The 15930-nt window shown below is 59.8% G+C and carries 12 protein-coding genes and 1 tRNA gene; 6 read left to right on the forward strand and 7 right to left on the reverse strand.

Annotated features, from left to right (window positions below):
* Positions 1-45 precede the first annotated feature (45 nt).
* From aat to AC13RM_RS07455, 5 genes are all read right to left on the reverse strand, one after another.
* On the reverse strand, positions 46-690 hold the full coding sequence (gene aat, locus AC13RM_RS07435; RefSeq protein WP_113233003.1) for a leucyl/phenylalanyl-tRNA--protein transferase: 645 nt from the start codon (positions 688-690) through the stop codon (positions 46-48).
* A 2-nt stretch (positions 691-692) separates the two neighbouring features.
* On the reverse strand, positions 693-2045 hold the full coding sequence (gene accC, locus AC13RM_RS07440; RefSeq protein WP_374816919.1) for an acetyl-CoA carboxylase biotin carboxylase subunit: 1353 nt from the start codon (positions 2043-2045) through the stop codon (positions 693-695).
* Between the two features lie 9 nt (positions 2046-2054).
* Positions 2055-2528 carry an acetyl-CoA carboxylase biotin carboxyl carrier protein gene (gene accB / locus AC13RM_RS07445; protein WP_374816920.1) on the reverse strand — a complete coding sequence of 158 codons (474 nt, stop codon included), beginning with the start codon at positions 2526-2528 and terminating at the stop codon, positions 2055-2057.
* Between the two features lie 24 nt (positions 2529-2552).
* A complete protein-coding gene (aroQ, locus tag AC13RM_RS07450; protein WP_113233000.1) occupies positions 2553-2990 on the reverse strand; it encodes a type II 3-dehydroquinate dehydratase in 438 nt (145 codons plus the stop codon).
* A 207-nt stretch (positions 2991-3197) separates the two neighbouring features.
* Positions 3198-3965: a DsbA family protein gene (locus AC13RM_RS07455; protein WP_285174173.1), complete on the reverse strand. Its 768-nt coding sequence runs from the start codon at positions 3963-3965 to the stop codon at positions 3198-3200.
* A gap of 212 nt (positions 3966-4177) precedes the next feature.
* Here AC13RM_RS07455 and AC13RM_RS07460 point away from each other — a divergent pair, with 212 nt between their 5' ends.
* Complete coding sequence (locus AC13RM_RS07460) at positions 4178-5335, forward strand: pyridoxal phosphate-dependent aminotransferase (RefSeq protein ID WP_374816921.1); 1158 nt, start codon at positions 4178-4180, stop codon at positions 5333-5335.
* 185 nt (positions 5336-5520) lie between these two features.
* Here the strand turns inward: AC13RM_RS07460 and AC13RM_RS07465 are convergent, their stop codons facing one another.
* Entirely contained in the window at positions 5521-8424 is a 2904-nt protein-coding gene (locus tag AC13RM_RS07465) for an Rne/Rng family ribonuclease (RefSeq protein WP_488554742.1), read from the reverse strand.
* A gap of 624 nt (positions 8425-9048) precedes the next feature.
* On the opposite strand from AC13RM_RS07465, the gene AC13RM_RS07470 reads away from it, so the two are divergent.
* The 3 genes from AC13RM_RS07470 (at position 9049) to prfB (ending at position 14296) form a co-directional block, all read left to right on the forward strand.
* Entirely contained in the window at positions 9049-10317 is a 1269-nt protein-coding gene (locus AC13RM_RS07470) for an N-acetylmuramoyl-L-alanine amidase (protein WP_374817074.1), read from the forward strand.
* A gap of 258 nt (positions 10318-10575) precedes the next feature.
* Positions 10576-13038 (forward strand): penicillin-binding protein 1A, encoded by a 2463-nt coding sequence (locus AC13RM_RS07475; RefSeq protein ID WP_113232996.1) that lies wholly within the window; start codon positions 10576-10578, stop codon positions 13036-13038.
* Positions 13039-13164: 126 nt separating this feature from the next.
* Positions 13165-14296, forward strand: a protein-coding gene (prfB, locus tag AC13RM_RS07480; RefSeq protein WP_113232995.1) for a peptide chain release factor 2 whose coding sequence is annotated in 2 segments (ribosomal slippage) — positions 13165-13233 and positions 13235-14296 — 1131 coding nt in all. Because the reading frame shifts where the segments join, the coding sequence is not laid out codon by codon here.
* A 103-nt stretch (positions 14297-14399) separates the two neighbouring features.
* Here prfB and AC13RM_RS07485 read toward each other — a convergent pair.
* On the reverse strand, positions 14400-15173 hold the full coding sequence (locus tag AC13RM_RS07485) for an NAD kinase (protein WP_113233719.1): 774 nt from the start codon (positions 15171-15173) through the stop codon (positions 14400-14402).
* A 158-nt stretch (positions 15174-15331) separates the two neighbouring features.
* Between AC13RM_RS07485 and AC13RM_RS07490 the strand changes: the two genes are divergently transcribed.
* Together AC13RM_RS07490 and AC13RM_RS07495 are read left to right on the forward strand one after the other, a co-directional pair.
* Positions 15332-15407: transfer RNA gene (locus AC13RM_RS07490), tRNA-Thr, on the forward strand.
* Positions 15408-15538: 131 nt separating this feature from the next.
* Positions 15539-15808 (forward strand): hypothetical protein, encoded by a 270-nt coding sequence (locus AC13RM_RS07495; protein ID WP_374816937.1) that lies wholly within the window; start codon positions 15539-15541, stop codon positions 15806-15808.
* Positions 15809-15930: the final 122 nt, after the last annotated feature.

Genomic DNA, 15930 nt, shown 5'->3' on the forward strand with positions numbered 1-15930 from the left:
CTACCCTCGGCTGTCGTGCCGAACTTAAGGCACTCCGTTTCGGAATCAATTCATTTCGGGCAGATTTCCACCGTCGGTGAAGCTGAGATTGGGCGATTCCATCGCCTTCTCCAGCATCTTGGCATAGGCGTCCTTCGCTACGTCGATCGCACCGAATGTCTTCAGGTGCTCCGTGGTGAATTGCGTGTCGAGCAAAGTGAAGCCACGTTCGCGCAGACGCTCTACCAGATAGACGAGACAAATCTTGGAGGCGTCCGTACGGCGGGAAAACATGCTTTCGCCAAAGAAGGCCGATCCCAGCGAAACGCCATAGAGACCGCCGACCAACCGGTCACCTTCCCAGGCTTCGACGGAATGGGCATGGCCGATATCGTGCAGGGTGGCGTAGAGCGTGCGGATCGTGTCGTTGATCCAGGTACTGGGGCGATCGCTCGTCTCTTCAGCGCAGGCGGCGATGACCGCCTCGAAATCGGTATCGAAACGAATGTCAAAGGGGTGTTGGCGGATCTTCTTGGCGAGGCTCTTGGAGACGTGAAACGTATCCAGAGGGATGATGCCTCGCAATTCCGGCTCGACCCAGAAGATTTCCGGATCGTCTGCCGATTCGGCCATCGGGAAAAGCCCGATGGAATAGGCGCGCAACAGGATCTCCGGGGTAATGCCGGGATGTCTGCCGCGCGCTCCGGGCATCGCTAGGCCGATGTTTTCGCCAGGTAGTTTTCCAGCCAGTGGATATCGTAATCGCCGTTGGCGATATCCTGGTTGGAAACCAGATCCTGGAAGAGCGGCAGGGTGGTCTTGATGCCGTCCACGACGAATTCGTCAAGCGCGCGGCGCAGGCGCATCATGCATTCGACGCGGGTGCGCCCGTGCACGATCAGCTTGCCGATGAGGCTGTCGTAGTAGGGGGGAATCTTGTAGCCCTGATAGGCACCGGAATCGATACGAACGCCAAGACCGCCGGGCGCATGGAAATGCGTGATCGTGCCGGGCGAGGGGACGAAGGTGCGAGCATCTTCGGCATTGATGCGGCATTCGATGGCATGGCCTTGGAAATGCACCTCGTCCTGCGTGACCGAAAGACCGCCGCCGGAAGCGACGCGGATCTGCTCGTGCACGAGGTCGATGCCGGTGATGGCTTCCGTGACTGGATGTTCCACCTGCAGACGGGTGTTCATTTCGATGAAATAGAACTCGCCGTTCTCATAGAGGAATTCGATGGTGCCGGCGCCGCGATACTTCAGCTTCTTCATCGCGTCGGCGCAGATCTGGCCGATCTTCATGCGCTGCTCGACATTGAGCGCCGGGGAGTTGGCCTCTTCCCAGACCTTCTGGTGGCGGCGCTGCAGCGAGCAGTCGCGTTCGCCGAGATGGATGGCGTTGCCTTCGCCGTCACCGAAAACCTGGATTTCGATGTGGCGCGGCTTGCCGAGGTACTTTTCCATGTAGACGGATTCGTTGCCGAAGGCGGCTGCCGCTTCCGTGCGTGCCGTCGACCAGGCCTCGATCAGGTCTTCTTCCGTGCGGGCGACCTTCATGCCGCGACCGCCGCCGCCGGCGGTTGCCTTGATGAGCACCGGATAGCCGATCTCGCGCGCCGTCTTCAGCGCATCCGCCTCGGTCTTCACTTCGCCGTCGGAACCGGGAACGACCGGAATGCCGAGCTGCTGTGCCGTGGTCTTGGCGGTGATCTTGTCGCCCATGATGCGGATATGCTCCGCCGTCGGGCCGATGAAGGTGATGCCGTGCGCATCGAGAATATCCGCGAACTTGGCATTTTCCGATAGGAAGCCATAGCCGGGATGCACGGCGTCGGCGCCGGTGATTTCACAAGCGGCAACAATCTGGTGGATGTTGAGATAGCTGTCGCGCGACGGCGGCGGGCCGATGCAAACGCTTTCATCTGCCAGACGCACATGCATCGCATCGCCATCAGCGGTCGAATGCACCGCAACGGTCGCAATGCCAAGCTCCTTGCAGGCGCGCAGCACGCGCAGAGCGATCTCTCCGCGATTGGCTATGAGAATCTTCGAAATAACGGGCATGGGCCGACCTTACTCGATGACGACCAGGGCTTCGCCGTACTCGACCGGACGGCCGTCCTGAACGAGGATTTCAGTCACCGTACCGGACTTCGGCGCGGGAATCTGGTTCATCGTCTTCATTGCTTCGATGATGAGCAGCGTCTGGCCTTCCTTGACGGATGCACCGACCTGGATGAAGGCTGCAGAGCCCGGTGCCGGCGCCAGGTAGGCGGTGCCGACCATCGGCGCGCTGACGACGTTGTCGGGATTGCGGGTCTGGCCTGCGGGGGCAGCGGCTGCCGGCGCTGCTGCAGCGGCAGCAGGCGCGGCGTAAGCAGCCGGTGCGGCGATCGGTGCCTGAACATATTGGGTCGTGCCGGCGCGCGACACGCGGATACGCAAATCTTCCTGCTCGACTTCGATTTCGGTGAGATCCGTGTCGTTAAGAATGTTGGCGAGATCGCGAATCAGCGCCTGGTCGATACCCGATTTCTTTTCAGCCATTGGATTTCTTGCCCTGTATTTTTGTTATTGGGTGATGGATTTCAGCGCTTGAAGCGCCAGGATGTAGCTATGAGGTCCGAAACCGCAGATCATGCCCTTTGCGGCGGGCGCGATCATCGATTTGTGCCGGAATTCTTCGCGTGCGTGGATATTGGAGATATGCACCTCCACGACGGGAATGGAAATGGCGCGGATCGCGTCATGCAGCGCGATCGACGTATGACCGTAGGCACCGGGATTGATCGCGACACCGGCGGCCTTGTCGCCGGCTTCGTGCATCCAGTCGACCAGCACGCCTTCGTGATTGCTCTGGCGGAAATCGATGACGAAGCCCAGGCTTTCACCCGCGGCCTTGCAGTCGGCTTCGATATCCTTGAGCGTCTTGCCGCCATAGATGCCCGGCTCGCGCTTGCCGAGAGCATTTAAATTGGGTCCGTTCAGGACGAAAATAGTTTGCGCCATCAGTGGTTCCGTCAAAGTGCAGCGCAACCTATAGACTCCCAAGGCTCTGTAGGAAAGCCCTGGTGAGAAGGTTGCGTGCCTCTAGGTGTGGAAACGCCGTGATTTTGGCATTTTTGCGCCGTGCCATGCCACAGCATCGTTCCGAAGCTCTTAAAAAATGGATAGGCCCTTTGCTTACCCGCTTTTGAGGGTCGAATTTTGCGCTGTTCAGCAGCTCGTTTTGCCGCAGCTGCGAACGTTGGCGATCTTCTCCTTGATGGCATCGAGCCCGATCGCGCCCGAAACCATCTCGTTGCCGATGACATAGGCGGGCGTGCCATTGACGCCAAGATCGGTGGCAAGCTGGTAGGTGGCCTTGATCATGGCGGTATTTGGCGCTTTTGCCATTTCAGCGCGGATGGCAGCTTCGCTGACACCAAGCGAGGTGGCGACATCGATGGCGGTATCTTCGGAAGCGCGGCCGTCGCTGCCCAACAGCTTGTGATGGAACTCGGCATATTTTTCCGGCGCGAGCAGACGGAACGCGCCGGACACCCGGGAAGCGGCAACCGAATCCTGACCGAGGATCGGGAATTCCTTCAGCACGAAACGAACATTCTTATCCTGCTGCAGGAGCTTGTCCATGTCCCCCAGCGCATGCCGGCAATAGGTGCAGTTATAGTCGAAGAACTCGACAACGGTGATATCGCCCTTCGGATTGCCGATGGCCATGTCATCCTTGGAGTTGAAGATCGCATCCTTGTTCTGGGTGATCACCTCGGCCGACTGCGCAATGCGAGCTTCGTCCTGCTTCTTTTCGAGCGCGGCCTGCGCATCCAGCAGCACCTCCGGATGCTCGACGAGATATTCCTTGATGAAATCCCCGATTTCCTTCTTCTGCTGGTCGTCCAGCGCGGCGGCCGGCTGGATCGTGGCGAAGGATGCTGTCAGGGCAATCGCCGAAACCGTCAGCAGGCTTTTGAGAGAAAAGGTCATTGGGTCCTCGTTTGGATCTGGGCGGAGACGTCATTCTCGGATGCGCAATAACATCGTCGGGTTAACATCCGCAAATAGGCATCGACAATTTACGGTGCGTCCTTACTTCCAGAAACAGGAATTTTCACGACAAAGCCGCAATCGCAGGATTGTGAACGAGCCGATATTGCGGCAAATGTCGATCGCCAATCCGATCCGAAAGAGAATTGACCTTGTTTTCCCTATCCAAGCGCAGCGATGTCGAACCCTTCCATGCCATGGATGTGCTGGCGGAGGCGACGCGACGCCGCCAGGCCGGGCACCCGGTCATTTCGATGGCGGTCGGGCAACCCTCGCATCCAGCACCTCAGGCAGCATTGGAGGCGGCGCGCGCAGCCCTCGGGCATGGCCGCATCGGCTATACGGACGCGCTCGGCACTCTGGCCCTGCGGCAGGCGCTTTCCGCCCATTATAAGGCTCGCCACGGCCTCAGCATCGACCCGAAGCGGATAGCCATCACCACCGGATCGTCGGCCGGATTCAATCTTGCCTTCCTGACCTTGTTCGACGCCGGCGATAGCGTTGCGATCGCACGGCCCGGCTATCCGGCCTATCGCAACATCCTTGCCGCACTCGGCCTCGATGTAGTCGAAGTGCCGGTCACGGAGGAGACGCAGTTTACGCTCACGCCTGAGAGCCTGGAGGCGGCGCAGGCTGCAACCGGCAAGCGCCTGAAGGGCGTGCTTTTGGCAAGCCCCGCCAATCCCACAGGCACGGTGACGGGCAGGGCGGCTCTGAAGGCGCTGGCTGATTATTGTGCGGATCGCTCCATCGCCTTCATCTCCGACGAGATCTATCATGGGTTGACCTTCGTCGGCGAGGAGACGAGCGCGCTGGAACTGACCGACGAGGCGATCGTCATCAATTCCTTCTCGAAATATTATTGCATGACCGGCTGGCGCATCGGTTGGATGGTTTTGCCGGAGAGGCTGGTTCGCCCTATCGAACGTGTGGCCCAGAGCCTTTACATTTCCGCGCCGGAATTGTCGCAGATTGCCGCCGAGGCAGCGCTCAGCGCTGGCGCCGAACTGGATGTCTATCGCGAGAGCTACGGCCGCAACCGCGATTTTCTCATGCGTCGGCTGCCGGAAATCGGCTTCCGCATTGCCTCGCCGATGGACGGCGCTTTCTACGCCTATGTCGATGTCAGCCGTTTCACGAACGACAGCATGGTCTTCGCACAAAAGATGCTGGCCGAAATCAATGTCGCCGCCACGCCCGGCCTCGACTTCGATCCCGTGGAAGGACATCGGGCGATGCGTTTCTCCTACGCCGGCTCGAATGCCGAGATCGAGGAAGCCACCGAACGCATGACGGCCTGGCTGAAATAGAATCCGCAATCAACAGCTTGTCCCAGCTTGTGAAAGTGCTTTCGCAAGCCGAAGGGCTGTATGCGCTTTGGCCCCTCGATCTGTTTGGTACTTCGGCATGACAGGCGAATAAATCGAGTGCCGGAAACGAAAAATCCGGTCGTGTCGCCACGGCCGGATTTTGAATTCATCACGAATTGATCTTCTTAGAAGAAGCCGCGGCGCTGCCACCAGCCGGCCTTCTTCGGCTTGGTCGGCTCTCCGTCGCTTTCGCCACCTTCATTGGCTCGAGTGGATTTCACTACCGGAGCGGAGGAGGAAACGTTGGATTCGCGGTTGGCGCGGGCCGGCTTTGCTGCATCCTCAGTCGCTTCGGATGCTGCCGTTTCCGTCGAATTGTCCAGAGCTTCGGTGGTCTCGGCAACGGCCTCGACTTCAACATCCGCTGCGGGTGCTTCCTCGACGGCGGGCGTCTCGACCGGCGATACCTCGACAGTCTTTGCCTTGCGGCGACCGCGGCCCTTGGCGGGCTTGACGTCTTCGGTGACGACGGCTGCCGTTTCGACCGCTGCCATGGCAGGCTGCGCCTCGACGGCTGCTTCGCCTTCGGTAACCGCGATCTCGGCCACCGTTACGGCTGCTTCGTCGCCGTCTTCGGCATCATTCTCATCAGCTTCGCCGAAACCGGCTTCTTCGCCTGCAGCGATCTGTTCGCTGCCTTCGTTTTCACGATTGCGCCGGCCACCACGCTTGCCGCGGCGACGGCGCTTGCGCTTCTGCTGCGCGTCATCGTCACCGCCGGGGGATACGGCATTTTCTGCGCCGGCATCATCCTCGTCATCGTCGCCTTCGTCTCCATCTTCGGCGGCATTGGCCGTGGAGCCATCTTCGGAAGCAGCAGCGGCTTGGTTATCATTGCCGCGGCCACGACGCCGGCGACGGCGCTTGCGCTTGCGGTTGCCGTCATTGCCTTCGGAGCGAGCGACAGGCTGCTGCTCGGCGCTCGCAGCCTTTTCTTCCAGCTCTTCGTCTTCCTCCTCGTCCGCTTCGATGACGATATCGTCGTCATCATCGTCCGGGATGGCTGCGAAGTTGAACAGGCTTTCGATCTTCACCGGATTGGCGACCGGTTCGCCGCGGTCGATCGCGAAATGCTGCGTGCCGACGGCATTGTCGGCATCGATGACGATCGCGACGCCGAAGCGGCTTTCATAGTCGATGATCGTCTGGCGCTTGTGGTTGAGCAGATAGAGCGCAATGTCCGGCGTCGTGCGCACGGTAATGTCATGCGTCGTGTTCTTGAGCAGATATTCCTCGATGCCGCGCAAGACATGCAGGGCGACGGAAGACTGCGAGCGGACGTGACCCGTGCCGCCGCAATGCGAGCAGATCTGCGTCGTGCTTTCGAGAACCGAAGCACGGATGCGCTGGCGCGACATTTCCAGAAGGCCGAAATGCGAGATGCGGCCAACCTGGATGCGGGCGCGGTCGTTCTTCAGGCATTCCTTGAGCTTCTTCTCGACGGCGCGGTTGTTGCGCTTTTCTTCCATGTCGATGAAGTCGATGACGATCAGGCCCGCAAGGTCGCGCAGGCGCAGCTGGCGCGCGATTTCCTCGGCGGCTTCCAGATTCGTCTGCAGCGCGGTGTCCTCGATCGAATGTTCGCGGGTCGAGCGGCCGGAGTTGACGTCGATCGAAACCAGCGCTTCCGTCTGGTTCATGATCAGGTAGCCACCGGAACGCAGCGTCACCTGCGGCTGGAGCATGCGGTCGAGCTGCGCCTCGATGCCGGAGCGCGAGAAGATCGGGTGAATGTCGCGATAGGGCTGAACCACCTTGGCGTGGCTCGGCATCAGCATCTTCATGAAGTCTTTCGCTTCACGATAGCCTTCTTCGCCGGCAACGATGATCTCGCTGATGTCCTTGTTGTAGAGGTCGCGGATAGAGCGCTTGATCAGGCTGCCTTCTTCGTAGACGAGGCACGGCGCGGTCGAAGCCAGCGTCAGCGTGCGGACGTTTTCCCACAGACGCATCAGATATTCGAAATCGCGCTTGACCTCGACCTTGGTGCGGTTGGCACCGGCTGTACGCAGGATGACGCCCATGCCCTGCGGCACTTCGAGCAGCTTGGCGATTTCCTTCAGGCGCTTGCGGTCCTGCGGATTGGTGATCTTGCGGGAGATACCGCCGCCGCGCGCCGTGTTCGGCATCAGGACCGAATAGCGGCCTGCGAGCGAGAGATAGGTGGTCAGCGCCGCACCCTTGTTGCCGCGCTCTTCCTTGGCCACCTGCACCAGCAGGATCTGGCGGCGCTTGATGACTTCCTGGATGCGGTACTGCTTGCGCGGCTTGCGCTGGGCGCGATCGGGAACTTCTTCCATCGCGTCTTCGGCGCCGACGGATTCGATCACTTCCTCTTCGTGGTCATGATCGTCATCATCGTCGTCGTCATCGTGGCGGCGCTTGGAGGTTGCGGCGTCTTCGGAGATCGAATCGGTTTCGACCATCGCAGCCATTTCGCCGGACGGTCCTTCTTCTTCCTCGCTCGGCGCATCGACCGCAGCCGTTGCTTCCGGAGCGGGCGTCTCTTCGGTGGGCGCGTCCGCTACCGCCTTTTTGCGGCTGCGGCGCGGTTTTGCCTTCTTGGCCGGAGCTGCTTCTTCGGCGGACGCGGTTACCTCTGCGGCAGGGGCCTCTTCGCCGATCGCAGCCGGCACCTCGGCTTCTTTGCCTTCCTTCGCCACGATGCCGATATCGGGCTGTTCCTGCTGCGAAAGATCGAGCGCCGTCTCGACATGCTCGACGTCGTCGTCGCGGCGCTGCTCTTCGGCCTCGGCCTTCAGAAGCGCCTGCCGGTCGGCGAGGGGGATCTGGTAGTAGTCGGGATGGATTTCGGCAAAGGCCAGAAAGCCGTGCCGGTTGCCGCCGTAGTCAACAAAGGCGGCCTGAAGCGAGGGCTCGACCCGCGTTACTTTTGCAAGATAGATGTTGCCGCGGATTTGCTTCTTGTGCTGGGACTCGAAGTCAAATTCTTCTATGCGGTTCCCGCGAACGACAACGACGCGCGTCTCTTCCTCGTGAGACGCATCGATAAGCATTTTGTCTGCCATGAAAGCTGTGCTCCTCGGCGCAGACAATCGGATGGGGGCCTGCCTGTCGTAGGGACAGGCCGGACATGATCCGCAATTGTTGCACCGGATAATGAAAGTCGCGATTGGTTCGGCGATGACAGCATCCAGACGGCAGCCGGGGCATCAGTTCCCTGGGGTCTGTTGACTTTCTGAAAAAGCTGCTGCGGTAACATCCGTAACCAAGCGAGATCGACTATGCCTTAGACCCACAAATGAGTCCGATGAATGTGCTCTCTAAAGAGCGTTTGGTGGCTCTCCACCGATGAACTTCCCGTGTGAAACCGGAAATTCAGATATCCACTGTTTCGAGTAGAAGTACTGCAGACGGCGGATGAATGCCGCTTATTGGCGCCTGGTACTCGAGGCGGCTGCCTTTGCGACGACTCTATCCCGTCAACACTTCTACCCTAATATGCGTTGTATGTTTTATCTGTCACAATAGCAAGGGAAAAGCCAAGTATGCCATAATATTGATGGATTCGTCGGATGATGAGGACGCGGGAGGGTGTCTTGTCGATTCGTCTCCCGGCGCATCACCGATGCAGCCATCAGGTCAAACCTGGTTCCCGTTATTGGGACTTCAAAAACAACGTCGAAACCAATATGGGGCGCGTTGGGCACTTGGTAAAGGGATTGCGGCATGTGGCGGAGATTGGCGTGAAGGCTTTGCGATTAGCGGCAGCGGCCTTCACCCTGGTGATTCTGGTTTCGGTTTCTGCATTTGCGCCCGCAGCAGCAGCGGATGATTCCGTACTCGCCTATGGTGCCCGCATTGCCGGTGACGATGCCCGCACGCGTATCGTCATCGATATGGACCGGGCTCCCACCTTCACGGTTCACTACCTTGACAATCCCGTCCGTGTCGTTGTCGATCTCCCATCAACGGCATTCGGCTTCCCCGCCGGCAGTCTCAAGCCGACCGGTCTTTTCAAGGATATCCGCTATGGCACGATGGATGCGGACAGCGCCCGCATCGTGCTGACGGCAAAGAAACCGGTAAAGCTGGTTACAGCCAAGGTTCAGGCCGATGAGAGCGGCAAGGGCCAGCGCCTCGTGCTGGATGCCGAGATGCTGCCTGCTGAACAATTTGCCGAATTGGTGAAGAAACAGAACTGGACGAGCGACGATACCGCCAAGGATGTCGGTGCGGTCGAGCCGACGCAGAAGGCCGATCCGAATGTGTTCCTCGTTGCAGTCGATGCCGGTCATGGCGGTATCGACGCGGGCGCGACCGGTACGGACGGCGTCACGCAGGAAAAGGACATCACTCTCGCATTTGCGAAGATGTTTGCCGACAAGCTGAATGCGCAGCCCGGCATCAAGGCTTTCCTGACGCGCGACAAGGATCAGTATCTATCCCTATCCGAACGTGTGACGATCGCCCGGCAGAATCGCGCATCGCTCTTCATTTCGCTGCATGCCGATACGCTGAAGCAGAAGGATATTCGCGGCGCGACCGTCTATACCATCTCGGACAAGGCGTCGGACCGGCTCGCCAGCGAAGTGGCGGATCGTGAAAACAACTCCGATCAGATTGCCGGCGCCGAGGCTCAGACGCAGCCGGCCGCCGTCAACGACATTCTGATGGACCTGACGCGCCGCGAGACTCAAGCCTTCTCCATTTCGCTGGCGCAGGATGTCCTGTCCTCGTTCAACGGCCAGATCTCCATGATCAACAATCCGCATCGCCATGCCGGTTTCCAGGTTCTGACGGCGCCGGATGTGCCCTCGATTCTGCTCGAACTCGGCTTTCTCTCCAACAAGGAGGACGAGAAGCTGCTGCTCGATCCCGACTGGCGGCAGAAGGTCGCCGACCGACTGACGGAGGCGGTGAAGCAATATCGTGTATCGATTATCGCAAACGGCGGCTGAGCGCGCCGGATGGGACGATCCGCAGTGGCTTCCATGTAACAGCGATGCATTTTAGAATTGGATGAAATTAGAATACCGACGGCGAGCCCTATTTTGCTCACATTCCCGCCGTTACAGCGAAGTATCATTTGCTCGCGCATGAAGCACGGCTTTGTCCTATTGCCGTCTTGCATTCACGCCGCGAGCGTGCAAAACGCCCGTGATTATGCGATGATCTCGCGCACGTGCCGCATGAAGAACAAGCACCGGTAGTATCAGATGATCAGACTGATTGGATATTTCTTTGGCCTCGGCTGCCTCCTGTTCCTAGGTGCAGCGGCTGCGGCTGCCATCTATCTGAGCGTGGTCTCGAAGGAACTGCCCGATTACGAGGTGCTTGCCAAATACGCGCCGCCGGTCACGACGCGCATTCACGCCGGCAACGGCGCGCTGATGAAGGAATATTCGCGCGAGAACCGGCTTTTCGTGCCGATCCAGGCCATTCCCGATCGCGTCAAGGCGGCCTTCCTTTCGGCCGAAGACAAGAATTTCTATAACCATCCCGGCGTCGATGTCGGCGGTCTCATCCGTGCCGTCGCCGTGAACCTGCAGAATATCGGCTCCGGCCGCCGCTTCGTCGGCGCGTCCACCATCACGCAGCAGGTCGCCAAGAACTTCCTGCTCTCCGCCGACCAGACCTTCGACCGCAAGATCAAGGAAGCGATTCTCTCCTTCCGCATCGAGCAGGCCTACAGCAAGGACAAGATCCTCGAGCTTTACCTGAACGAAATCTATTTCGGCCTGAATTCCTACGGCATCGCCGGCGCTGCGCTCACCTATTTCGACAAGTCGGTCAACGAACTGACCATCGCCGAATCGGCCTATCTGGCATCGCTCCCGAAGGGGCCGTCGAACTACAATCCCTTCCGCCGTGCCGAAGCAGCGCTCACCCGCCGCAACTGGGTGATCGATCGCATGGTCGAGAATGGCTATGTCAGCCAGAGCGACGGTGAAGAGGCGAAGAAGCAGCCGCTCGGCGTCGTGCCGCCGAAGAGCGGCCCGTCGCTCTTCGCATCCGATTATTTTGCTGAGGAGGTTCGCCGTCAGCTGATCGACCAATATGGCGAAAAGACCCTTTATGAAGGCGGCCTTTCCGTTCGTACGTCGCTCGATCCGCAGATGCAGCTCGAAGCCCGCAAGGCCCTTCAGGATGGTCTGATCGATTATGACGAGCGCCGCGGCTACCGTGGCCCGCTCAAGCAGATTGCCACCTCGCAGGATTGGGGCGTCGAACTCGCCAAGGTTCCAAGCCTGAGCGACGTGCCGGAATGGCGGGTCGCCGTCGTCCTTTCCGTATCAGATCAAGGCGTCGATATCGGTCTGCAGCCGCGCGTCGATGCGGCTGGCAAGGTATCGACGGAGCGGACGCGCGGCACGATCGCTCCCGCCGACATGCGCTGGGCTTATCGCTCGGCCGGTGGCAAGTCGGTCAAATCGCCAAGCGGCGTTTTGAGCCCCGGCGACGTGATTTACGTGCAGAAGAGCGGCAATACTGATTCGAGCAGTTATCGCCTGCGTCAGCCGCCGAAGGTGCAGGGCGGTCTCGTTGCCATGGACCCGCATACCGGCCGCGTACTCGCCATGGTCGGCGGCTTCTCCTACGCGCAGTCCGAGTTCAATCGCGCCACGCAGGCTAAGCGTCAGCCGGGTTCGTCCTTCAAGCCCTTCGTCTACGCTGCCGCCATGGACAACGGCTATACGCCGGCCTCGGTCATTCTGGACGATCCGCTGCAGATCACGCTTAGCAACGGCGATGTCTGGAAGCCGACGAACTACGAGGGCGAGGGCGGTGGCGTCCATACGCTTCGGTTTGCGATCGAACACTCGCGCAACCTGATGACGGTGCGCCTCGCTTCCGACATGGGTATGCCGCTGGTTGCCGAATATGCCGAGCGCTTCGGCATCTACGACCATATGAACCCGGTGCTCGCCATGTCGCTCGGTGCCGGCGAAACGACGGTGCTGCGCATGGTTTCGGCCTATTCGGTCATGGCCAATGGCGGCAAGCAGATCAAACCGACGCTCATCGACCGTATTCAGGACCGCTATGGCAAGACCATCTTCAGGCATGAGGAACGCGTCTGCGACAATTGCAACGTCAGCGCCTGGCAGAATCAGGACGAGCCTGTCATCGCCGACAATCGCGAACAGGTGCTCGATCCGATGACGGCCTATCAGGTCACGTCGATGATGCAGGGCGTCATCATCCGTGGTACGGCTGCCGGCAAGATCAAGCTCAATACTGACGTCGCCGGCAAGACGGGCACCACCAACGATGAGAAGGATGCCTGGTTCGTCGGCTACACGCCGAGCCTCGTCGCCGGCCTTTATATCGGCTACGATACGCCGGCCACGCTCGGCCGCGGCGGCACGGGCGGTGCGCTTGCCGCGCCGATCTTCAACGAATTCATGCAAGCCGCCACGAAGGATGAGGCGCCCGAGAAGTTCCAGGTTCCTGCCGGCATGACGATGGTTGCGGTCAACCGCGCGACTGGCATGGCCGCGCAGCCCGGCGAGCCGAATGCCATCATGGAAGCCTTCAAGCCCGGCACCGGCCCGGCCACCAGCCTGCAGGTCATTGGCGGCGGCGATGCCGCGGCGCAGGTGGCGCCTGAGGAAATCCTCAGAACATCGCCGCAGGCGAACCAGGCTGTTACCTCCGGATCCGGCGGTCTCTTCTGATCCGATCCTATTTGTCTGATCGACATGCCGCGGGGCTTTACACCAGCGGCATGTATATCTATGTCACCAGCACTCTTTGAATTGGATGACCGCTTGTCTTGAGCGGTGAACTGAAGAAGTGGGATTATGCGAGCCGAAATCGAGAAAGTAGTCGATGAAACCAAGCAGGCTATCACCCTGCTGAGGAGGCATCTTTGACTGGGACCAGGCGATAAGACGACTGGACTGGTTGAACAACAAGTCAGAGGATCCGACCCTCTGGAACGACGCTGCCGAAGCACAGAAGCTGATGCGCGAGCGCCAGCAGCTTGACGATGGCATCAGCGGCGTGCGCGCGCTGGAGCAGCAGCTTGCCGACAATGTCGAGCTGATCGAGCTCGGCGAAGAAGAGGGCGACGCCGATGTCGTCCGCGAGGCTGAAGAAGCGCTCAAGGGCTTGAAGGCGGAAGCCGCGCGGCGGCAGGTGGAAGCCATGTTGTCGGGCGAGGCCGACGGCAACGATACCTACCTCGAAGTCCACTCCGGCGCCGGCGGCACCGAAAGCCAGGACTGGGCGAACATGCTTTTGCGCATGTACACCCGCTGGGCCGAACGCCAGCGCTTCAAGGTGGAGCTGCTGGAAGTCCATGACGGCGAAGAAGCCGGCATCAAATCCGCGACGCTGCTCGTCAAGGGCCACAATGCCTATGGCTGGCTGAAGACCGAATCGGGCGTGCATCGCCTGGTGCGTATTTCGCCCTATGACAGCAATGCGCGCCGTCACACCTCGTTCTCGTCGATCTGGGTCTACCCGGTCGTCGACGACTCGATCCAGATCGAGATCAACGAAAGCGATTGCCGCATCGATACCTACCGCTCGTCGGGCGCCGGCGGTCAGCACGTCAACACAACCGATTCGGCCGTGCGCATTACGCACATCCCGACCGGGATCGTCGTGCAGTGCCAGCAGGAACGCTCGCAGCATAAGAACCGCGCCAAGGCGTGGGACATGCTGCGCGCCCGCATGTACGAGGCCGAATTAATGAAGCGGGAAGAGGCTGCCAATGCCGAAGCCGCCTCGAAGACGGACATCGGCTGGGGTCATCAGATCCGCTCCTACGTCCTGCAGCCTTACCAGCTGGTGAAGGATCTGCGCACCGGCGTTTCCAGCACGGCGCCGAGCGACGTTCTGGACGGTGATCTCAATGAGTTCATGGAAGCAGCCCTTGCGCATCGCATCAGCGGCGCCGCCGATGCCGTTGTCGACGACGTCGAATAAGGTTGCATCCGTTCAAGCATGAAAAAGCCCTGGAGACGGGGCTTTTTCATGGTGCATCTTGCCTGGCTGCTTCCGGCCTTTTGGGCCTGACGCAGAATCTCTCTCAATCCGAAAACTGTTCCGCCAGGATCCTGTCCGACCATGACCTGTCCGGATCGGAGAGGATACGAGCCGTCGTATCCTCGCTCTGGCGGATCTGAATGCCGAGGACCGACTTGACCTCAGTATTGTCGGCGGCGGCGTTGACGGGGCGCTTATCCGCTTCGAGCACGGTAATGTCGACCGTCACCTTGTTCGGAAGGAGCGCGCCGCGCCAACGGCGGGGACGGAAGGCGCTGACCGGCGTCATGGCAAGCAGCGGCGCTTCCAGAGGCAGGATGGGGCCATGGGCTGAAAGATTGTAGGCGGTGGAGCCGGCTGGCGTCGTCACCATCAGCCCGTCGCAGATCAGTTCCGGCAGGCGAACCCGCCCGTCGATCTCCACCTTCAGCTTTGCCGTCTGATAGGATTGACGAAACAGCGAGACTTCATTGATGGCGAGCGCGACGCAGGAGCTGCCGTCGGCATTGCGCGTGGTCATCTGCAGGGGGTGAAACGCGTTTTCGACAGCTGCTTCGATGCGCTCGGCCAAGCCATCCGTGCGGTAGTCATTCATCAGGAAGCCGACGGAACCGCGATTCATCCCATAGACGCGTTTGCCGGTATTCATCGTCTTGTGCAGCGTCTGCAGCATGAAGCCATCGCCGCCGAGAGCCACGATGATATCCGCATCTTCCTGCGAGGTTTGGCCGTAGAGGCGAGTAAGCTCTTCCTGCGCCGCTTGAGCCTCTGACGCGGTGGAGGCGAGAAAACAAACGGATTGAAGATTGCGCGACATGCAATGTCCTCTGAATAGCGATTCTTCGTAATGTTATTCCCTTGCCGCGACAAGACGTTTCGCGCGAACTGGTGAATCGGTCGATCCCCAGCTTTGACGCCGATCGACCGATTTTCCCTTTACAGGATTTCAAAGTCTGTTATTTGGCATGCCCATACGCCCTTGTAGCTCAGTTGGTAGAGCACCTGATTTGTAATCAGGGGGTCGCGGGTTCGAACCCTGCCGGGGGCACCATTTTCCTGGATATCCTCAATCGTTTCATCTCCGGTATGGAAAACCGGTGGCGGTGACATAATATGTAGTCGTGCGCGAGTTCCGAACACGCGCAGCAGCCATCGCTCCTATATTCGTGTGCCTGGAACCCTATGCCCAGCAAACCCAAGAAGCCTAAACTCGAACACTCCGAGCTTTCGGGTGAATTCACCGACAATGGCGTGACCGTTCTGGTCGATATCTTTCGCCCGGCCGGCACCAATGCCGACTGGCGGATGGAGGTCATCACGCCGGAAGAGGATTTGATCGAATGGGAAGAACCCTTCGCGACAGACCGCGAGGCATTCGATGAGTTCCTTGCGACGATCGCTCGCGATGGCATCAGGTCGTTCTTCGACGAAGCGGATCCTGCGATACACTGATCACCTGTCCGGGCATTGGCGGCGCTGGGTGCGCGGAAAGATCAGCCTTGGGAAGGGGGCTCGCCTTCGCATGACGGCGGTCGCCAACATCAGAGATGTGGTGTTTGAGATACGGCGGGTAG

Source organism: Martinezella sp. CNPSo 3732 (assembly GCF_057784515.1).